17 protein-coding genes are annotated in these 22009 nt (G+C 40.2%); 9 read left to right on the forward strand and 8 right to left on the reverse strand.

The features are described 5' to 3' along the window. The first annotated feature begins 75 nt into the window (after positions 1-75). The 4 genes from DZC72_RS00065 to DZC72_RS00080 all read left to right on the forward strand — a co-directional run bounded on the left by DZC72_RS00065 (position 76) and on the right by DZC72_RS00080 (position 6988). The gene (locus tag DZC72_RS00065) at positions 76-1803 is read left to right on the forward strand and encodes a T9SS type B sorting domain-containing protein (protein ID WP_165869238.1); all 1728 of its coding nucleotides are present in this window, start codon (positions 76-78) and stop codon (positions 1801-1803) included. A 5-nt stretch (positions 1804-1808) separates the two neighbouring features. Next, a complete protein-coding gene (locus DZC72_RS00070) occupies positions 1809-3239 on the forward strand; it encodes a T9SS type B sorting domain-containing protein (RefSeq protein WP_125220915.1) in 1431 nt (476 codons plus the stop codon). Positions 3240-3339: 100 nt separating this feature from the next. Beyond that, positions 3340-5331, forward strand: coding sequence for an excinuclease ABC subunit UvrB (uvrB, locus tag DZC72_RS00075; RefSeq protein ID WP_125220916.1), 1992 nt, complete (start codon positions 3340-3342; stop codon positions 5329-5331). 226 nt (positions 5332-5557) lie between these two features. Next, positions 5558-6988: a M20/M25/M40 family metallo-hydrolase gene (locus DZC72_RS00080; protein WP_165869239.1), complete on the forward strand. Its 1431-nt coding sequence runs from the start codon at positions 5558-5560 to the stop codon at positions 6986-6988. 177 nt (positions 6989-7165) lie between these two features. Here DZC72_RS00080 and DZC72_RS00085 read toward each other — a convergent pair whose 3' ends face one another. Next, complete coding sequence (locus DZC72_RS00085) at positions 7166-7591, reverse strand: Hsp20/alpha crystallin family protein (protein ID WP_125220918.1); 426 nt, start codon at positions 7589-7591, stop codon at positions 7166-7168. A gap of 202 nt (positions 7592-7793) precedes the next feature. Between DZC72_RS00085 and DZC72_RS00090 the strand changes: the two genes are divergently transcribed. After that, positions 7794-9062: a DUF2254 domain-containing protein gene (locus DZC72_RS00090; RefSeq protein WP_125220919.1), complete on the forward strand. Its 1269-nt coding sequence runs from the start codon at positions 7794-7796 to the stop codon at positions 9060-9062. Here the strand turns inward: DZC72_RS00090 and DZC72_RS00095 are convergent. Then, on the reverse strand, positions 9059-9460 hold the full coding sequence (locus tag DZC72_RS00095) for a TerB family tellurite resistance protein (RefSeq protein ID WP_125220920.1): 402 nt from the start codon (positions 9458-9460) through the stop codon (positions 9059-9061). The genes DZC72_RS00090 and DZC72_RS00095 overlap by 4 nt on opposite strands. Positions 9461-9642: 182 nt before the next feature. Between DZC72_RS00095 and DZC72_RS00100 the strand changes: the two genes are divergently transcribed. Further along, positions 9643-10005, forward strand: a complete 363-nt coding sequence (locus tag DZC72_RS00100) for a DUF1456 family protein (protein WP_125220921.1) — start codon at positions 9643-9645, stop codon at positions 10003-10005. A 40-nt stretch (positions 10006-10045) separates the two neighbouring features. Here the strand turns inward: DZC72_RS00100 and DZC72_RS00105 are convergent, their stop codons facing one another. The 3 genes from DZC72_RS00105 to DZC72_RS00115 form a co-directional block, all read right to left on the reverse strand. Continuing rightward, positions 10046-10381 carry a hypothetical protein gene (locus tag DZC72_RS00105; protein WP_125220922.1) on the reverse strand — a complete coding sequence of 112 codons (336 nt, stop codon included), beginning with the start codon at positions 10379-10381 and terminating at the stop codon, positions 10046-10048. Positions 10382-10797: 416 nt separating this feature from the next. Beyond that, positions 10798-11991 carry an ADP-forming succinate--CoA ligase subunit beta gene (gene sucC, locus DZC72_RS00110; protein WP_099546668.1) on the reverse strand — a complete coding sequence of 398 codons (1194 nt, stop codon included), beginning with the start codon at positions 11989-11991 and terminating at the stop codon, positions 10798-10800. Positions 11992-12101: 110 nt separating this feature from the next. Further along, positions 12102-12740, reverse strand: coding sequence for an LON peptidase substrate-binding domain-containing protein (locus DZC72_RS00115; RefSeq protein WP_125220923.1), 639 nt, complete (start codon positions 12738-12740; stop codon positions 12102-12104). Between the two features lie 223 nt (positions 12741-12963). Between DZC72_RS00115 and lysA the strand changes: the two genes are divergently transcribed. Continuing rightward, complete coding sequence (lysA, locus tag DZC72_RS00120) at positions 12964-14202, forward strand: diaminopimelate decarboxylase (protein ID WP_125220924.1); 1239 nt, start codon at positions 12964-12966, stop codon at positions 14200-14202. 56 nt (positions 14203-14258) lie between these two features. Continuing rightward, entirely contained in the window at positions 14259-14792 is a 534-nt protein-coding gene (locus DZC72_RS00125; protein WP_125220925.1) for a thioredoxin family protein, read from the forward strand. A gap of 4 nt (positions 14793-14796) precedes the next feature. Here DZC72_RS00125 and DZC72_RS00130 read toward each other — a convergent pair whose 3' ends face one another. Continuing rightward, entirely contained in the window at positions 14797-15933 is a 1137-nt protein-coding gene (locus DZC72_RS00130; protein WP_243641602.1) for a DUF819 family protein, read from the reverse strand. A gap of 165 nt (positions 15934-16098) precedes the next feature. Here DZC72_RS00130 and DZC72_RS00135 point away from each other — a divergent pair, with 165 nt between their 5' ends. Then, the gene (locus tag DZC72_RS00135; RefSeq protein ID WP_125220926.1) at positions 16099-18678 is read left to right on the forward strand and encodes a M1 family metallopeptidase; all 2580 of its coding nucleotides are present in this window, start codon (positions 16099-16101) and stop codon (positions 18676-18678) included. Between the two features lie 25 nt (positions 18679-18703). Here DZC72_RS00135 and DZC72_RS00140 read toward each other — a convergent pair whose 3' ends face one another. Together DZC72_RS00140 and guaB are read right to left on the reverse strand one after the other, a co-directional pair. Then, a complete protein-coding gene (locus DZC72_RS00140; RefSeq protein WP_125220927.1) occupies positions 18704-20257 on the reverse strand; it encodes a BACON domain-containing protein in 1554 nt (517 codons plus the stop codon). A 222-nt stretch (positions 20258-20479) separates the two neighbouring features. Beyond that, positions 20480-21952: an IMP dehydrogenase gene (gene guaB, locus DZC72_RS00145; RefSeq protein ID WP_125220928.1), complete on the reverse strand. Its 1473-nt coding sequence runs from the start codon at positions 21950-21952 to the stop codon at positions 20480-20482. Positions 21953-22009 lie beyond the last annotated feature (57 nt).

The raw sequence follows: 22009 nt of genomic DNA on the forward strand, positions 1-22009 counted from the left end.
TTTGTAGTATATTGTATTGTTTGCAAACAAGCTATGAAAATGAAAAAGGGTTTATCAATATGTAACGTATTGGCTATGCCGATATTTATTATGTTGATGTTATTTTGGCATTCCAGTGTTTTGGGACAGGAGTGTCCGGCATTGGTAGGCCCGCTTAACGGAGAAGATCAGGTCGCCACAACAGCATCCATAACTTGGGAGACTATTGAGGGTGTACCTGGGTACATCATTTCCCTAGGGACTACCCCAGGAGGCAGGGACATATTGGACGAACTAAACGTTGGGTCGTCCAATCGATATACTCCTCCCACTGGTTTACCCGAGAATACACAAGTCTTTGTCACCATAACCCTGTTCTTCTTCAATCAAGCGAATATTACTTGTGAAAGCCAAAGTTTTACAACTGCCTCACTGTTCGAAGCACCTGATTGCACCTTCCTTTCCAATCCTACGAACAATGCCCTAGATGTAAATACATCCACCAATATTTCTTGGGCCTATGCACCTGGTGCTACTGGCTATCTATTCACTATGGGAACTACACCAAATGGAAACGAGCTTGTTCCGACTACCGATCTGGGCAATACACTAAGTTATAACCCCGCTATAGATCTTCCAGAAGAATCTGATATCTATGTATCCATAATTCCCTACAACCAAATAGGTATTGCGCTTGATTGCTCGACCTTTGTTTTCTCGACAGCACCACAAATGGAACTACCAGTTTGTACAAGTTTGATCACACCATTTAACGGTGAAACCAATGTACCCTTAAGTCCAATTTTGGAATGGAATGAAGTACGCAATGCGACGGGATATCGGGTCTCTATCGGTACCACTCCATTTGAGACCGATATATTGAACAATGCCGCTTTTTTCAGGACTTCCACAATGGTTATCGATTTTGAGCCCAACCGTACTTTTTTTATCAAAATAGTACCTTTCAATGATGCGGGTGAAGCGATTGGTTGCTCCCAGGAAACTTTTTCTACCCTACTGGGGTGTGGGCCCTACTTTGACCCCATAACAAATGAATTGATTATTTTAAACCCTGAGATTTCTTTTCCTGATACGATAGGAATTTGCCAAAACGACAGCGGTACTATTGTATCTGCTACCGATGAAGCTGATGGGTACCGATGGTATAGTATAGATATAAATGGAAATGAAGACCTGATTTCGATAGAAAGGGACGTTTCACTTGAGCAAGCCGGCAATTATATCTATGAAATATATAATATAATTGATGGTTCTTCCGGTGCGATTGAATGTTCATCGTCAAAAACTTTTAGGGTAGAAGAATCCTCTATAGCAACCATTGAAAACGTACGGGTAACGGAAGTGAATGATGGTTTGAATTTTGAGGTCAAAGTGGAAGGTAATGGAAACTATGAATTTGCCATGGACAATCCAGAAGGTCCCTATCAAGCATCCAATAGCTTCGGTGGAATTACCCCTGGAACCCATACGGTTTATGTTCGGGATATAAATGGCTGTGGTGTAGCAGAGAAAACAATACAACAAGATCTGACCGTTGAAGGATTTCCAAAATTCTTTACGCCCAATGGGGATGGAACCAACGATTTTTGGCAGTATAGATCAGAAACCAATCCAGAGGATGTTCGGCTAATGACCATTTTTATTTTTAATAGATACGGCAACCTTTTGGCGCAAATAGACCCTGAATCTGTTGGTTGGGACGGTAGGCTGAATGGTAAATCACTGCCTGAATCCAATTATTGGTATAAGGCACAGTTTGAAAATAAAAAAGAGGTAAGAGGCTATTTTACATTAAAAAGATAGGCTTTATGGGCGTAAAATCTACATTTTCACTTTTGTTCCTGTGGCTTTTTTTCCTATCGCAAATCAATGCTCAAGAATGCCCCACCCTTATATCCCCGTTAGACGGAGACACAGAAGTACCCGTGGACAACCTTATTCAGTGGACTGCAGTGGACGGTATTATTGGATATCTCGTATCCTTAGGTACCACTCCTGGAGGTGGAGAAATTATAAACAGAAGATCCTCCGGACTCAATAATTTTTATCAACCTGAAGTGGGCCTACCATCCAACACCGTAATTTATGTTACCATAAGTTTATTTCTTCCGGATGCTCCCATAAGAGTCTGCCCGCTAAGAATATTTACTACGGAAAGGGTTACGGATCCGCCCCAATGCACGAGACTGTTCAACCCACAAAATAATGAAACAGAAGTTAGGGTAAATACAAACCTTCAATGGGAATATGCTCCTGGTGCAACCGACTATAGAATTTCCGTTGGCACCTCTCCTGGCAATTACGATATGGTCAATAATGAATTGACTGGAAATAGACTGGTATACGGTTTTAGGGATGACCTTGAATTGGATCAGGAATATTTTGTTTTAATAGTTCCATTAAACGAAAATGGCGCGGCCATGGGATGTGTAGAAGAAAGTTTCACTACGGGTATACCCACGATAAGTTGTCAGGATTCGGATTATCCTATTATTTCCATTCCTAATATAATAGCACTGTGTGAAAATGAGGATTTTGGTCTTATTACAGCTCCCGATCGTGCTAGGGGATATCGTTGGATTTTTATCGATTCGGATGGGTCCGAAACTATAGTTTCAGAAACATCACAACTTAGATATGAGCAAATAGGGGATTACCGTTTAGAATTGTATAATACCCTAAATCAATTTGGGGCAACCATAGAGTGTCCCGTTTCGAAAAATTTTGAGGTCGTCTATTCGCAACCTCCTATAATTTCGAACGTTTTGATTACCCGGCAAAATTCTGGATTGACCCTGGATATCCGAACCGAAGGTACCGGAAATTTCGAGTATTCATTGGACGGTACGGATTCCACTTTTCAAAATAGTCCGGTCTTCACCAATGTTGAACCTGGGGAAAGAACCATCTACGTTAGGGATATTAATGGCTGCGGAATTGCGGAAAGATCTATAGAAAAAGAATTGTCACCACAGGATTTTCCTGCCTTTTTCACACCAAATGGGGACGGAACCAACGATTTTTGGCAGTATAGGAGACCTCAGGGTTCCGATGAAATTCCCTATGAGGTGATTCATATTTTTGATCGCTTCGGTAATTTTCTGGCACAGATCGACCCAAAATCCGCAGGCTGGAACGGCACATATAACGGGAGGCAAATGCCCGCTTCGGATTATTGGTTTAGGGCAATTTCATTTACAAATAAAGAGATAAAGGGCCATTTCACGCTCAAACGTTGATTTGATCTCTTAATTTTTTCAAAACTCCTAAAAATCTTTTTTAGATAAGAATTGTATCCACAACATAAACAATAGCCGTAGTCTTTCGTATTTTTATACTATGAAATTCAATGTAGTATCGGAATTTAGTCCTACAGGAGATCAGCCCAACGCGATTAAACAACTTTCCAGCGGTATCAAGGACGGCGAAAAGTATCAGACCTTGTTGGGAGTAACCGGGTCAGGAAAGACATTTACTATTGCAAACGTTATCGAAGAGGTACAAAGACCCACCTTGGTTTTGGCGCATAACAAAACCTTGGCGGCACAACTATATTCAGAGTTCAAACAGTTTTTTCCAAAAAATGCCATCGAATATTTCGTTTCGTATTATGACTATTATCAACCGGAAGCCTACATTCCAACCAGTGGCGTTTACATTGAGAAGGACCTATCCATTAACGAGGACATTGAAAAATTGAGACTCAGTGCTACCTCTTCCCTCTTGTCGGGAAGAAGGGACGTCTTGGTAGTTGCCTCTGTTTCATGTCTCTATGGAATTGGAAACCCCATCGAATTCCAAAAAAATGTTATATCGATTCAAAAGGACCAGGTTATCTCCAGAACCAAATTTCTGCACCAATTGGTACAAAGCCTATATTCCCGGACCACGGCAGATTTTAGAAACGGGAACTTTAGGGTCAAAGGGGATGTAGTGGATGTTTTTCCCAGTTATGCCGACCATGCTTTTAGAATTCATTTTTTTGGGGATGAAATCGAGGAGATAGAAGCCTTTGACCCGTTTAACAATAATGTTCTGGAAGTCTATGAAAACTTGAACATTTACCCTGCGAATATGTTCGTAACTTCCCAAGATGTACTGCAAAATGCCATTCATAAAATTCAGGATGATTTGGTAAAGCAAATCGACTATTTCAGGGAAATAGGAAAACCTCTTGAAGCCAAAAGATTGGAGGAGCGCACCAATTTCGATTTGGAAATGATTCGGGAATTGGGATATTGTTCGGGTATAGAAAACTATTCGAGATATCTAGATGGCCGGGAACCAGGAACCAGACCTTTCTGCCTGTTGGATTATTTTCCCAATGATTATTTAATGGTCATCGATGAAAGCCATGTTACCGTACCGCAGGTTCACGCTATGTACGGAGGCGATCGCTCCAGAAAAGTAAATTTGGTGGACTACGGTTTCCGTTTACCGGCAGCTATGGACAATAGGCCCTTAAAATTTGAAGAATTTGAAGCGCTACAAAACCAAGTCATTTATGTAAGTGCCACCCCGGCAGATTACGAATTGCAATTGAGCCAAGGAGTGTTCGTGGAACAGGTCATACGGCCAACAGGTTTGCTCGACCCTATAATAGAGGTACGTCCCAGTCTAAACCAAATAGATGATTTGGTGGAGGAAATACACCAACGGGTGGAGAAGGATGAAAGGATATTGGTAACGACCTTGACAAAGAGAATGGCGGAGGAACTTGCCAAGTATCTTGACCGTATTAGTGTACGGTGCAGATACATTCATAGTGATGTGGATACTTTGGAACGTGTGGAGATCATGCAGGACCTTCGAAAGGGGATATTTGATGTACTGATAGGCGTCAATTTACTTAGGGAAGGATTAGACCTACCAGAGGTTTCCTTGGTTGCAATTTTGGATGCCGACAAAGAGGGCTTTTTGCGTAATAATAGGTCGCTGACCCAAACTGTTGGTAGGGCGGCCAGAAACCTAAATGGAAAGGCAATTATGTATGCCGATAAGATTACGGATAGCATGCAAAGGACCATTGACGAAACAAATTACAGGCGCGAAAAACAAATCAATTACAACACAGAAAATAATATTACACCCACCGCCCTGAACAAAAATTTGGACAGTGTACTTTCTAAAAATTCGGTCTCCACATATCATTATCAAAAGGAGGAATTAAGGGCGGCCGAACCCGATATGGAATACCTTACAAAAGATCAATTGGACAAGCTTATTAGGGAAAAAAGAAAGGCTATGGAGAGGGCGGCAAAGGAGTTGGATTTTATGCAGGCGGCCAAACTCAGGGATGAAATAAAGGTACTTCAGGAACAGGAAACCTAAAATTTATCCTTGAAATCACATTTTTCTATTTACATAAACTAAAAATTCATATAATTACGAATAAAATGCTGAATACTAAGTTTATATAACTATTTTTAGATGCATCTAAAAATGTTTATCCCGGTGATTTAAAATGAAAAAGTGGTTTTTTATAGCGATTTGGACCTGTTTATCCCTCCATCAAAAAAGTTGGTCACAAATAATTTCGGCCGAAAAAATTGAAGCAATGACCGATGAAAAATTTGTTGAATCGGCATTCAATTTACGACAATTTTTAACACTTCCAAACGATGGCAATTACCCAGAACAAATAGCTACAAACCTAGCTTGGTGTGATAGTGTTTTTTCTTCATTAAAGTTTAAAACTCAAACTATCAAAACGGATGGCGCCCCCCTCCTATTCGCCGAAAAAGTTTATCACAAAAATAGAAAGTCCGTCTTGTTCTATTTGCAGATCGATGGTCAACCTGTCGATACCGCAAAGTGGTTTCAACCCAACCCGTTTATCCCGGTTTTGAAGGAAAAAAAAGATTGGAACTGGGAGGTAATCGACTTCAAAAAATTGAACGAAAACATCGACTTGGATTGGCGAATTTTTGCCCGCTCTGCGTCAGACTCCAAGGGTCCGGCCATGACCTTAATTTCAGCCTTACAAATTCTTCAATCGAAAAAAATAAAACCTGAATATAACATCAAGGTTATAATGGATTTTCAGGAAGAATTGGGATCACCAGACCTGCCAAAAGCGGTTGCACAAAATAGGGAACTACTGGATGCGGAAATGTTGTTTATCATGGATGGCACGCGCCATTTATCCAACTTGCCAACTTTGACCTATGGTGCAAGGGGTATTGCTACTGCCACTATAAAAATTTTTGGACCAAAATATGCATTACATAGCGGACAATATGGAAACTACGCACCCAACCCCGTATTTGAGGCATCCCGACTCATTGCAAGTATGAAGGACGAAAAAGGCAGGGTGACCATTCCGGGATTTTACGACGGTGTTCAACTCACAGAAAGGGACAAAATAAGCTTGGCAGCAATTCCCGAAAATTTGGATAGCACACTTGTGAATCTTGGTATCGCAGCCCCCGATGAAGTAGCGCCCAACTACCAAGAGGCCTTGCAATATCCATCCCTGAACATTAGGGGACTCAGGTCGGCTTGGGTAGAAAAGGAAGTGCGCACCATTATACCTTCAGAGGTAATAATCGAAATCGATATGCGATTGGTTCCGGAAACTCCAGGGGAGCGACAAGTACAGCTGCTAAAGGACCACATTGGAAATTTTGGGTATCACCTAGTGGATTCAGTACCCACGGTTGAAGAGAGGGCAAAATATCCAAAACTGGCCTCTCTAACCTACCGTTTGGGGTCACAGCCCTTTAGAACGGAGATGGACAGTGAAATTGGAGAATTCCTAAATGGAGCCATGAACATAGTTTTTGGGAACATGCTTATAAATATGCGGACCACAGGAGGCTCCCAACCCATGGCTCCGTTTATAAAGACCTTGGAAATACCCGCGGTATCCATCAGAATTCCAAATCCTGATAATGCCATTCATGGGCCTAACGAGAATTTGCGCTTGGGAAATTTCAAGGAAGGTATTATGAGTTGTTTGGCCATTCTTACCAAAAAACTCAAGTAAATAATATTAAGGCAAGTAAACAAACTATTCCAGAAGTTCAGATCTACATGTAAAACCTTGGCAATGCACACCCATAGATTAGGTCAATAAAAAAAGTGCCCTGATTGCTCAGGACACTTTTCAACTAACCAACTCAACCAAACATCATGAAATCCGATTTGGGATTACATAATTCCTTTATGACAACTCTATCATGCGCTTAGGCTTGGGCAATGCCTCTTCCTTTTTAGGCAACGTAAACTTTAAAATACCGTCTTCATAGGAAGCATCTATCTTATCTTCGTTTACGGATTCTGGAAGTGTAAACGACCTTTTGAAAGAAGAATACCCAAACTCCCTTCGAGTGTAATTTTCTTCCTTGGTTTCGTTCTCTGTCTTCAACTCTGAGGAAATTGTCAAAAGACTGTCGTCGATTTCAATATTGAAATCTTCCTTTTTCCTACCAGGCACGGCCAACTCCAGTTCAAAACCGGTTTCATGCTCTTTAATGTTCACTGCAGGCATTGTGCTATTGAAATTTTCCATGCCGCCAAACCAATCAGGTTTGAAAATTTCATTCATCAACGAAGGAAATAACACATCATTTCTTTTAATTAAACTCATAACTATATATTTTTCAAGGTTAAACTTTGTTTCGCTTAACAAAAGACAAATCCCATACCACATCAATATATATGTCAACATGTCTTATTTATATGTCGATTATATGACAATATGTCGTTTATTTCCTTTAGAGTTCTTATAAAACGCTTTATAAATCATGAATTATCGGCCAATCGAGTAGATTTATAGCAATCATATACCAATGAACCGTATCAAGAATATCTTTTTTAGGGTGAGAAGCAAAATAGCCTTCTATCCAACCATTATTTCAACAGCTGGAATATTGGTCGCATTTATATTAATGTATTTGGAACAACAACACATCTCCGAATATCTAATGGATATTGCCCCCGTACTTGTAATTGATAACACTGAAACGGCCAGAACACTGTTAAGTACTTTAATCGGCGGGCTTATTTCCCTGATGGTATTCAGTTTTTCCATGGTCATGATACTCCTAAACCAAGCTTCAAGTAATTTTTCTCCACGGGTACTACCAGGAATCATTTCAGATGAAAAGCATCAGATAGTATTGGGACTTTACCTTGCGGTTATTCTTTATAACATATTAATTCTAGTATCCATAGAACCCACAAATTCTTCCTATCAGACACCGGGGTTTTCTGTATTGATAGCGATTATACTTACAGTCATATGTCTAGCTTCCTTTATCTATTTCATTCACCATATATCTCAATCGATACAGGTAGGAACTATTTTATATTCCGTTCACTCAAAAACCAAGGAAAAGCTCGTAAAGATAATCGGAGAGGAGACAAAAAAATCATTGGATTTTCCAGAAGCAAACAATTGGACATGCCTATTATTGGATACAACAGGATATTTTCAAGGCATTTTGAAGGATGATCTAGTGAATATTTGCATTGAAAATGAGCTGAAAATCGCATTTGTGATCCGTAAGGGACAATTTATTATGAGTAATCAGGAAGGCATTTTAGTGAGCAAACCAACTTCGGAAGAAATTAGAAGCAAAATTCTAAGGACGTTGATCATTTCAAAAGAAGAAGGTACAGGCGAAAATTATATATATGGGTTCAGACAGATTTCCGAAATTGGGATTAAAGCCATGTCCCCAGGTATCAACGACCCAGGAACGGCCTTGAACAGCATAGACTACTTGACAGAATTATTCACGTATCTAATGCAAACCAATGGGTTTGAGTATTTAACCGATGTTGAAGGAAATAACCAAGCGCGTATAATAAGAAACACCTTTGCAGAGGTTTTGTACAACGTCCTTGCCACGTATAGGCCCTATTGCTCCCACGACATACTGGTGACGGGCAAACTTTTGAATATGCTAAAATCGTTGGGTGAAAGAACCGTAAATTCGGAACAAAGTGAAGCCATTCGTCTGGAAACGGATAATTTGAAAGGGGATATGGAAAAATCGATAAAAAACCAACGTGACCTTAACCAATTAAGGGAAGGATTTCATTCTTGGTCCTAGTTATAATGGGCCTTGAAAATATTGATGATGATTTCCGGGGGCACTATTTTATTTGGGTACTCATGCATGATGGACAGCACTTGTTCAATGGCCGATGGTGGCAAGCCCATTCGTAGACCAATATCATGTAACCGCTCTATTTCCTTGAGATTGTTTTCATTATCAATGTTCATCAATAAAATAAGCCTATTGAATTGAACCAACCTATCTGCTTGGGATTTTGGTATAATATGTTCCACTTCCATTTGAAAAAGGGCGTCGAACTCCTTTTTGCTTATATCTAGACTTTGGGCCACATTAAAAAGAAAATCATATTCAGATTGCTTTAAGGTATTATCTATTCTTGCAAACGCAATCATTTCAGAAAGAATACTCAATTTTTCCTTTAAGGTGTTCACAACACTTTCCTTTATTCATTTATTTCTATGGAGATAACAACAAAACTGGCAGAATAGTATAGTTTATAGCATGAAAAACAGATATTTAACACTACCGTCCATCATTTCCACAGTGCCCCCTAAATTCTTCCAACCACCATATATAAAGAATTTTAATGATACCTTGCATCAAATTTTTAAATATGACCAATAACGATGTACTTAAAAAATTAAGGGTTGCCCTTAAGCTTCGGGATGATGAAATAGTGGAAATACTTGCTCTGGTAGACTTTAAAATTACAAAAAGTGAGTTGGGCGCATTTTTTAGGAAGGAGGACCATCCTAACTATATGGAATGTGGCGACCAGATTTTACGGAATTTTCTCAATGGACTGGTAATACACCTTAGGGGAACCAGGGAGAATCCTAAAAACCCAGGAGAAGTCCTTTTGGGAAAGGAGCCCACCAAGAAATTCGACCAATCCAAGAGTTTTAAAAAAAAGCAGTTGAAAAACTTGGATCCCAACTTAAGCCACGGAAAATACAAGAACAAAAAAAAATCCTGATTCCAAGAGAACCAGGATTATTAATTCAACTTCTAAACACTTAAGAAGCTATCCTAACAGGAACGGTATACAGCTTACCTTCCTCTACATTGGAAATATCCACCTTTTGGTAATTCAATCTCCCTTTCACAAATCTTTCCAGATTAACGGATTCCGTGTCAACCGACAGCACAACGATTTCTCCATCACTGTTCAACGTGAACCTTACTTGCGCGGTTAAGTCGGACTCCATTTCTGAAAAAGAATTGTCCTCCAACATTTTGGCAATTTGACCGGTTAGACTTTTTGCAGGTTCAACACCTTCAGTGTCGTTAGCTAAAACGTTACCTGTTGCGAATAGCAATGCTGCTACAAAAACTAAACTTAATTTTCTCATGACTTGTTGTTTTTTGACTTTCATTTCTGAAAGTTGATTAATAATTGATTGATGATGATTTATTAAAAAGACGCCTCAAAAATGAGAATGTTACAACAAAACTTCGTTTTAACATTTTTTTAATCAAAATCATCCATTTTGAACACAAGTCAAAGTTACAATGAAAAAGAAACGGGATTTGCTCTCAAACTAAACTTAACAGAAACTTCAAATGGGTAATACCATGATAAAATATGACTTGGAACATCGTCTAAACCGTACCTAGAATTTCCTTCAAGGATCTTAAAAAAGCTGCCATTATTCTAGACCTAATTACAAGTGTTCTACAAAATGTGCAGCAAAATGATGGTATAGATGAAAAAAAGGCAATGTTACTAAAACATTGCCTTTTTCTATAATCGTGGGATATGTAGTACTTATCTCAACACTTCCTCTACCTTATCGGCAGCTTCCTTGAACTGTACGGCGGAGTGAACGGCCAAACCGGAATTGTCAATAATCTCCTTGGCCAACTCCGCATTGGTTCCTTGTAAACGCACAATTATTGGTACTTTTATACTATCGCCCATATTTTTATAAGCATCTACGACACCTTGGGCAACCCTATCGCATCGAACGATTCCGCCAAAAATATTTATTAGAATGGCTTTCACGTTCGGGTCTTTTAATATAATCCTAAAAGCTTCTTCCACCCTTTTTGCATCGGCCGTACCTCCAACATCCAAAAAGTTTGCAGGCTCGCCACCTGCCATCTTGATCAAATCCATGGTAGCCATTGCCAAACCAGCACCGTTTACCATGCATCCAACGTTTCCATCCAAATCCACATAGTTAAGACCCACGGCCCTAGCTTCCACTTCAATAGGGTTTTCCTCACGCAAATCCCTCATTTCCGCATATTGCTTCCTGCGGTATAGCGCATTATCATCTATGGAAACCTTGGCGTCAACGGCCATAATCTTATCATCAGAAGTCTTTAACACAGGGTTGATTTCGAACATACTGGAATCGCTCTGTACGTATGCCTTGTATAATGCCGATACAAATTTGGTCATTTCCTTAAAGGCAGTTCCAGATAGTCCCAAGTTAAAAGCTATCTTTCTCGCTTGGAAACCAAGTAGTCCCGTTGCAGGATCTATTTCTTCCGTGAAGATTAAATGGGGAGTTTTTTCCGCCACTTCCTCTATATCCATACCACCTTCGGTAGAATACATTATCATATTTCTTCCAGTACTTCTGTTCAAAAGTACCGACATATAAAATTCGCTGGTTTCACTGTCGCCAGGATAGTAAACATCTTCGGCTACCAATACTTGATGTACCTTTTTACCTTCCGCGGAAGTTTGTGGAGTCACTAAGTTCATACCTATGATTTGGCCTGCCAACTCTTCTACTTCTTTTAAGTTTTTAGCCAATTTTACACCGCCACCCTTACCACGACCTCCGGCGTGAACCTGGGCTTTGATTACATGCCATCCGGTACCTGTTTCTGCTGTCAATTGTTTGGCAGCATCTACTGCTTCCTTTGCACTGTGCGCCACGATGCCTCGTTGAATTCGTACGCCAAAGCTTGATAATATCTCTTTTCCTTGATATTCGTGAAGGTTCATATTAGGGTAGTTTAATTTGTTGGGCAAAAATAGGAAAGACAGGGTAATAATTGAAAATTAAACTTAATTAATTGAATATGCTGCTACCAATTCTCCCAATCTCGCCCATTTTAAGTTTCGATATTCTTAAAATCGAGCGGATCGAAATTTTTAAAATGGCCGTTCAGTTCAATAATTTTTCTGGTTCTTTCCACTTGCGAAAGTACATTGATCGTGGTCACCAGATGGTTATAAATTAATTCCAGACGATCCTGCTCCTTGGCAATTCTTAAAAGTTCATATTCCTGTTCGTAGGACAGACCTATTTTATGGGCCAACACAAAACTATTATACTTCGCCAAATCGATTGGGGTGTTCGGAATTTCCATAATAGCATAAAGTTGCTGTATTTTCTTCACCACCTCGGCCTTATAACTGGCGGGACAGATGTAATCATATTCCAACAATTGGACATCCCCTCCCGGATACAACTTGTCCACCATTTGGGGTTCAAAAGATATCACCTTGAAAACCTGTCTGGCAACACACACAACATCCATCTCCCCACCTTCATAAGTGTTGACCACTTCTACCAGTTGTACCTCTGTCCCATATTCCAATCGGTTATTGAGAAAAACCGGAATACCGAAGGTAATTGCCTCGTCCCTACAATCCTGAATCAGTTGTTTGTACCTGGGCTCAAAAATATGCAAGGGCACGGTTTCGCCTGGAAAGAAAACAGATTTTAAAGGAAAAAGAGGTAGCTTCATATAAAAATATTAGAGTTAATTATTAATGGAGGTTGTTGTTCCAATGGTCCCATATGAAAAATAGGAAATCAATCGTAAATTACGAAGCTACTATATAGCATACAAAGAAAAGACGGATTAAAGTGTTACATTTGACACATTTTGTTGTATTATTTCATTTTTCATTGTATTTATTTGTAGGTATCTTTTGATACCACTAGCTTTGCCATAAAATCATATCGCTATGAACAATGCGGATTTACTTAAAATCGCCAAAACGTACGGAGATCCCGTTTATGTCTATGACTCCGAAAAAATAATTTCCCAGTTCAATCGTCTTACCAAGGCATTCGGTACGGTAAAGAATTTAAAATTGAATTACGCCGCAAAGGCACTATCCAATATCACGATTTTAAAATTGATGAACAGTTTGGGAAGTGGTTTGGATACCGTTTCCATACAGGAAGTACAACTCGGTCTCTTAGCAGGTTTCAAACCAGAATCCATCATTTTCACGCCAAATGGCGTTTCTTTGGAAGAAATTGAGGAGGCTGCCAAATTGGGCGTTCGGATCAATATAGACAATCTATCCATTCTGGAGCAATTTGGTAGCAAGCATCCGGACATTCCGGTATGTATCCGGATAAATCCGCACGTAATGGCTGGAGGAAACTCGAAAATATCCGTAGGTCATATCGATTCTAAATTCGGTATAAGCATTCATCAAATACCTCATTTATTGCGAATTGTAGAGCTTACAAAAATGAACATCAACGGGATCCATATGCACACCGGAAGCGATATTTTGGACATTGATGTATTCCTGTACGCCTCAGAAATTCTCTTTGAAACGGCTAAAAACTTCAAAGATTTGGACTTTATTGATTTTGGAAGTGGTTTTAAGGTACCCTATAAGCAAGGCGATATTGAGACCAATGTTGAGGAGCTGGGCAAAAAGTTGGGCTCTAGATTCAATGCATTTTGTAAGGAATATGGCAAGGAATTGACCTTGGCCTTTGAGCCCGGAAAATTCTTGGTCAGTGAGGCCGGATACTTTCTGGCCAAAGTAAACGTGGTAAAACAAACCACTTCTACTGTTTTTGCGAGCGTGGATACTGGCTTCAATCACTTGATTAGGCCAATGCTCTATGGGGCCACCCATTCCATTGAAAACATTTCCAATCCAGAAGGAAGGGAGCGTTATTATTCAGTAGTCGGTTATATATGTGAAACCGATACTTTTGCCAGTAACCGACGAATCAATGAGATTTCGGAAGGGGATATTTTGTGTTTCAAGAATGCGGGGGCCTATTGCTTTACTATGGCAAGCAATTACAATTCAAGATTTAGGCCACCCGAGGTTTTATGGCACAAAGGTCAGGCGATTTTGATACGGGAACGGGAAACATTTGACGATCTGATTAAAAATCAGGTAGATGTAAAAGACCTATTTCAAGTAAAGCAACCTGAGAAGGTGAAATAAAGACACGAAAAAAGCGTTAGTTTTGGTATAATTGTTGGACTAACTCCATAAAAAGTATGAACTCTAGCGTTTCTGTACAGATCAAAAATCTCTTTCTAGTTGCCTTTTTATTTTTTTCTGTTGGATTGCAGGCCCAAGAAGTGAAATGGCTTTCCTGGAACGAAGCAGCAGAACTGGCCGCCACGGATAAAAATCCAAAAAAAGTATTTGTTGATGTCTATACCGACTGGTGTGGGTGGTGCAAAAAAATGGATAAGGATACCTTTCAAAATCCGGAGGTAGCTGCCTACATGACAGAAAATTTCTACATGATAAAACTTGATGGGGAAGGCGCCGATCCCATCGAATTCAAGGGAAAAACCTATAAGTTTGTACCATCTGGCAGAAAAGGCTACCATGAGCTTGCAGCTGCCTTGATGCAGGGCAGATTAAGTTATCCTACGACCATATTCCTCGACGAAGACTTTAACGTGCTTTCACCAGTGCCCGGCTACCAAAAACCGGAACCTTTTTTGAACATCGCCAAATACTTTGGTGAGAACATCTACAAAGAGAAGGATTGGAAAACCTACGCTGAAGCGGGAAAATAAGTTACTACAGCAATGCGGTGACCATAAATCCCAAATAGGTTCCCAAAGCATTTCCTAAAGTACCCACCAAGATTGCGGGTAAAATCAATTCGCTGCGATCAAACGTTTCCGCAAGTGCTATGGCCGAGGTTCCTCCGCCCACATTGGCTTGACTCGCAATAGCAATCATGTCCCAATCCCTAAAAGTGAGGCCTCCAAGAACCACAATGACAATTCCATGTATGAATACTGCTACCATGGTGAACAAAAACAAGGAAATCCCAATTTCTCCAAGTTCCAGTACAGAACTAATTTCACAATAGGCACCTATCACTGCCAGAAAAAGGTAAACCAGGTACAAACCCAATGTATGGCCTCCTTTAAGTTTGGAAATGAAACCCGTCTGAGCTAATAGGATTCCAAGCGTAGATAGGGTTATGATGGAAGGAATCGAAGGAACGACTTGTGTTACAAGTTCAGCAACTAAATAGGCGATCAATCCAATAAAAACGTACCAGCTTAACGTGTTTAGGCTTAGTGCATCCTTTTCGCTTTTAATCACATTCGAAATAGAACTGGTTATTTTCCAATCCGTAATAAAACGCCTTAAGAACACGGGAATCGCAATTGTAATGACCACCCAAACCGCCGTGACAACATTATCCACGGCAATGGCTCCTGCATAAAGAATTCCCCGGTCCTGAAATTCGTAGGTCAGGGCCACAGCGTTAAAATTAACACTGCCCCCAGTATAGGTTCCGGTTAGCATTCCCGCCAGAATCTTTGCGTCGTCACCAAGTATATTTTGAGGTGAAATTAAATACCAAGAAACCAAAATACCTATTACCGTAGCCAAAGAACCTAACAGAAATAACACGATCATGGGTAGTCCGGCTTTCTGAATCGATTTTAAGTTGGCCCCCAGCAATAAGTAAAATATTGAAATAGGTGCTAAGTATTTAAATATAGCATCGTACAAGGGAATGGAATTCGAGGCTGACGGAATCAACCTTAGATTGGAAAGAACGGCCGTGAAAACAATGACCAATAATGCCGCTCCCAATGGTTTACCCCATTTTGTTTTGGCAGCAGCTAGGGATAGCAACACCATGAGACTTAATACCGTTAAAACATACACCGGATTTTCGATAAAACTTGCCATTTCGATTGGATGAACAACAAACATAGTAAAATGGTCGGTAAATGATGGTTTTTGAGCAGCATTGCGACAACCATTCATATTTGCGAGATAATCGTATTTAAATATTTTAAATTGGTTTACATTTCACAATGCGGTAATTTCACTGTATCAACGCATTTTATATACATGAAAAAATTTGTTTCCTTCTTGCTACTAAGCCTCCTAAGTATTGCCTGTACTCTAACCCAAAGGACAGAAAGACACATTGCAATATCTGACGGGGTATCATTGTCCCTGGCAGAATACCGGAAAGAGCACATTTCAAATATCACGTACAAATTGAATTTTGAAATTCCAATGGAGTTAGAAAAACCAATCCGCTCCAAACTAATGCTAAACTTTTTTCTTAATTCCTTGGAAAATCCTGTGTTTATCGATTTCAAAGAAGAAACGAATCATTTAAAGAAGATTGTTGTGAATGGGTCCCAAATTGAAATCAATCACACAAATGAACATATTATAATCGCAAATAGTGATTTGGTGAAAGGCAAAAATACTTTGGAAATCGATTTTTTGGCCGGTGAACTTTCGCTAAATCGAAATGAAGAATACTTATATACATTATTGGTTCCGGACCGTGCAAGAACCCTTTTTCCTTGTTTTGACCAACCCAATTTAAAAGCTACCTATACGCTGACAATTACAGCCCCTGAAACTTGGAAGGTGCTTTGCGCCGCTCCGGAACTCAATCGAACCACTTCTGACGGACGAAAGGTGCATGAATTTGAAAAATCGGACAAAATGAGCACCTATCTTTTTTCCTTCGTGGCGGGAAAGTTCGAGTCCAAAGAAATGGCAATAGCCAATATTCCTATGAAAATGTTATATCGGGAAACCGATGAAGAAAAAATCAAGTACAGTATCGATTCCATTTTCCAATTGCACCACAGTTCCAAAGAGTTTTTGGAAGACTATACCGATTTTACCTTCCCCTTTAAAAAGCTCGATTTTGCAACCATTCCAGGTTTTCAATATGGCGGTATGGAACATGTAGGGGCCATTCAATATAAAGAAAGCTCGCTTTTTTTGGACGGTAGTGCCACGGAAAACAGAAAACTGGGGAGGGCCAAACTGATCGCCCATGAAACTTCCCATATGTGGTTTGGGGATTTGGTTACCATGGATTGGTTCAATGACGTATGGATGAAGGAGGTATTTGCCAATTTTATGGCGGATAAAATAGTAAATCCTGAATTTCCTTCCATAAACCATGAACTCGCTTTCATGGTAGGGCATTATCCTAGCGCATATGGCGAAGATCGCACAAAAGGCACGAATCCTATCAGACAAGAATTGAAAAACCTCAACAATGCGGGTTCACTTTATGGCAGTATCATCTATAATAAAGCGCCCATTATGATGCGACAGTTGGAAGCGGTCTTGGGTAAGGAAACTTTTAAAGAGGGAATACAGGAATACATAAAAACCTATCAAAATTCGAATGCGAATTGGAACGACCTCGTGAAGATTTTGGATGACCGTACGGACATAGACCTTCTTTCTTGGAGCGATGTCTGGGTGAACAGCTCCGGCAGGCCTATTTTCAAGGATAGTGTAACATATACGGAGGACGGCAAGATTTCCTCTTTGGAATTGAGACAAATGGCCGAAGATAGGTCGGACCAAATTTGGCCCCAGATTTTTGAGATTTCCTTGGTCTATCCCGATACGGTTCGAAGAATTCCCTTGGAATTCACCGGAGACGAACTGGAAATCACCGAGGCCCTCGGACTTCCAAAACCACTCGCAATCCTTTATAATTCGGATGGTATGGGTTATGGCGTCTTTCCAATACATCCAGAAGCTTTTGAGACTATAGCGATTATAGGTGATGAAGTCGCTAGAGGTTCCTTTTACATAAACGCATATGAAAATGCTTTAAATGGAACTATAAAACCTTTAGAGCTCCTGCGTTTTTATGAAAACCGATTGTATCTGGAAGAAAATGAATTGTTATCGAATTTGTTATCTGGGTATTTGAGAAACTTGTTCTGGAAATACCTCACGGAAGAAGAACGGCGCTTGGAGCAATCCAAAATCACCGATAATTTGTGGTCTCAACTGCAAAAGGACCAATCCCCGAACAAGAAAAAGACTTTGTTCTCAACCTTTGAGTCGGTGGCTTACACGGGAACTTCCATCCAACAATTGTACGATATTTGGTCCAAAAAAGTAGTTCTGTCCAATTTGCGACTGAACAAGGATGACTTTACCGAAATGGCCTTGGACCTTGCACTCTACCAACATCCTAAATCAGAGGTAATATTGCAAACGGCTAAAAACGCCCTTGACAATCCGGACAAATTGGAACGCTTCAACTTCCTGCTACCTTCCGTTTCCAAGGATGCATCGGTCAAAAGCAACTTTATGGAATCCCTCAAACTTGAAAAGAACCGTTCAAAGGAAGCCTGGTCGGCATCGGCCTTGAGCAACATTAATCATCCCCTGCATGCCACCTTTGCACTTCAGCATCTAAAGAGTAGTTTGGACTTGTTGGACGAAATTCAAAAAACCGGCGATATTTTCTTTCCAAAACGCTGGTTAAGCAGTACCATAGGCAATCATACCTCAAACGAAGCCTACGAAATCATGCAAGATTATTTAAAGGATAATCCGGAACTAAACCCCTCCCTTAAAAACAAGTTATGGCAAGCCGCCGATGACCTTAGGAGGGTTCAACTTCTAAACAAAAGGATAACCCAATAAACTAAAAAGAGGGTATCAGTTGACCTTAATCAACAGATATAGTGGAAATACCCCATCTAACTGCCGAGTTGTTCTCCTCGTCGGCCTTGACTATTACGTAAAACTCGGAACCTGTGGAATTAAAAAAGCCAAAATACCCGTGAGACGCAAAAAGGGAAAAATTGCCATTCGTATCCGTTCCTAAAAACTTTGGCAACTCTATTTCGCCTTGAAAGTTGTAAAAATCTTCTGTGTATTTTTTAACAACACTACCAGGTTTATAATCCCAATCCCATAACCCTTCGTCCACAATAGTATATATTACATTTGCTTCTGCATGGGAATCCATAGTCGTAATACGTTTTCCTTGCTCACCAAATAATTTTCCGCTATAGGTCATGTCACTCGTTTGATTCTCTGAAGCGTTAAATACATTCCTGGCCCTGGAAAACAATTTATCCCCAGATTCAGATATCCAAATATTACCGCTAAATTCAAAATCACCGTGATATGGAGAATCGTAAAGATAATGTGCAGTCCCTCCAGAAATGTCATACTTTTCAAAATCGGATGGGGAAAGACCGTTATCTGCGCCATAAATATAATTGCCGCTAGGATGCAACTTGGCCCTAGTCCCTGCATAAATCGAATTTCCTGTGTTTTGTGTCTCATTTCCAGTGGACAGATCAATACACCTAATACGTTCATGCTGATCTACACGCGGAAAAGCATATGCCCAATTGTTTGGTCCCAAAACAATATCAAATACGTCTGTTGTGACACTGTAAATTTGGATCAATTCCATTGATGATAAATTTATATAGGAAATATATCCATCATGACCAACTACGGCAAAATTACCATCTTGACTAATAGATACGCTTGTAGGCGGTAAGTTCAAATCCAATGATTGAGTTCCTTGGGAAACTGGATTAATATTAAGAATTTGGTTTGGAAATTCTGAAACCGCAATTATTTTGTCATAATTTCGATCATATTCAGCATCCACAATTTGACCATTATCCAATATCCATTTTTCCTCTTTATAGGATTTTATATTGACAGGCAGCTCCAAAGCGTTCTGTTGGTTATTTCCAATATTTAAAGAATATTCATAGATATTCGTTTCTAACTCGGTTCTATCAACAATCGAGGTTACCAAAATAGAATCACCAATAGCCAAAAAACCTGAGTCTGGAGAAACTGTTAAATAATCATTTTGATTGTTAATGGTCCAATTAAAGTCCAAACCACCTATATTTTTAATATAAAACTCAGTTGAATCTTCTTGATAATCAAATTCCAAAATGTTCTTTGATATGGCCATTTGAGAAATTTGAGGAGTTTCTATGAATACCGATACATCCATGAACTTTTTACCAGCCGAACTTGAAATTATTTCTACCGTACCCGTGTTCCAACCAACGGTTAAACCGGAAACCTCCGTGGTAACCAAAATTTCATCAATTGTACCGTCCAAGATACCACTGGAAGGAGAAAAAGAAATCCAGTTTGGTTTACTACCTATTCGCCACTCGAATCTTCCTTCAGGTTGGGAAGAAATAAAAATGGTACCTGATTCACCTTGTAACAACTCCAAATTATTTGGAGAAACTATCAATTGTAGATCTTTGCCTATCTCTGAATCATTTTCATTAGAACACGATAGGAAAAGGAATATTCCACAAAGAAATTTAATTGCAAAAAAAGTCCTACTTCTGCCCATATAGTTTTATACTAATTTTTTAATCTAACGTGGAATAAGGAAGTATATTTTGAGCAGCTACCTCTAGTGCCAAACTTCTATAATAATCCAAATAATCTACCTACTATAATTAGGAGACTCCTTGGTAATAGTAACATCATGTGGATGGCTCTCGTTGATACCGCTCGCAGTAATCTTTACGAATCGACCTGTCTCCTTTAAAGTCTCAATATCCTTGGCGCCACAGTAGCCCATACCGGCCCTCAGTCCGCCTACAAATTGGTGGATACTTTCGAACAGGTCTCCCTTATAAGGTACCCTACCTACAATTCCTTCTGGAACCAATTTTTTGATATCTTCCTCCACGTCTTGAAAGTAGCGGTCCTTACTACCTTGCTTCATGGCTTCTACGGAACCCATGCCGCGGTAACTTTTGAATTTTCTGCCTTCGTAGATAATGGTTTCCCCAGGGGACTCCTTAGTTCCTGCCAAAAGCGAACCTAGCATCACGGTGTCCGCCCCGGCAGCAATGGCTTTGGGAATATCACCTGTGTAACGAATACCGCCATCTGCAATAACGGGAACACCGGAACCTTTGATGGCAGCAGCGACCTCCAACACGGCTGAGAATTGTGGAAATCCTACACCGGCCACGACCCTTGTGGTACAAATAGATCCAGGACCAATACCGACTTTGACAGCATCGGCACCAGCTTCTACTAGATATTTCGCAGCTTCACCGGTGGCAATATTACCCACGATTACATCCAAATCCGGAAACTTTTTCTTTACCTCTTTCAAGACGGTGACCACTCCTTTGGTATGTCCGTGGGCGGTATCGATAACAACAGCATCCACCCCGGCATTCACCAAGGCCTCTGCCCGATCCACGGCATCCATGGTTACGCCCAAAGCTGCCGCAACACGCAACCGGCCATACTGGTCCTTGTTGGCAATGGGCTTTTGGGTGAGTTTGGTGATGTCCCTAAAGGTGATGAGACCGATCAATTTATTGTTCTTGTCAACGACCGGAAGTTTTTCAATTTTGTGCTCCTGTAGTATGTCCTCAGCTTCGGATAGCGAGGTTCCCTCCCCTGCTGTCACCAAATTTTCAGAGGTCATTACCTCCGAAATTGGTCGGTCATTGTTTTTTTCAAATCGTAAATCCCTATTGGTAACGATTCCTATGAGCTTACCTTCATCGTCCACAATGGGTATTCCACCTATACTATGTTCCTTCATATTGGCTTTAGCATCCTTCACCTTGGAATTCAAAGGCATGGTTACGGGATCTAAAATCATTCCACTCTCCGCCCTTTTGACCTTTCTTACTTTCAGCGCCTGTTGCTCAATGGTCATATTTTTATGAAGCACCCCTATGCCCCCCTCTTGGGCAATGGCAATGGCCATACGGGATTCCGTAACGGTATCCATCGCCGCGGAAATTATCGGGACATTGATAGTAATATTTCGAGTAAACTTGGATTGAATGTTGACTTCGCGGGGCAATACTTCGGAATACGCGGGTACCAAGAGTACGTCGTCATACGTAAGACCTTCTCCGAGAATTTTTTTTAGGTGGGCTTCCATGCAATTAAGGATTTAATTGCGTGCAAATATAGTGAATATTATTGGTTTAATTCTTGA

It is taken from the genome of Maribacter algicola, assembly GCF_003933245.1.
Lineage (GTDB): Bacteria > Bacteroidota > Bacteroidia > Flavobacteriales > Flavobacteriaceae > Maribacter > Maribacter algicola.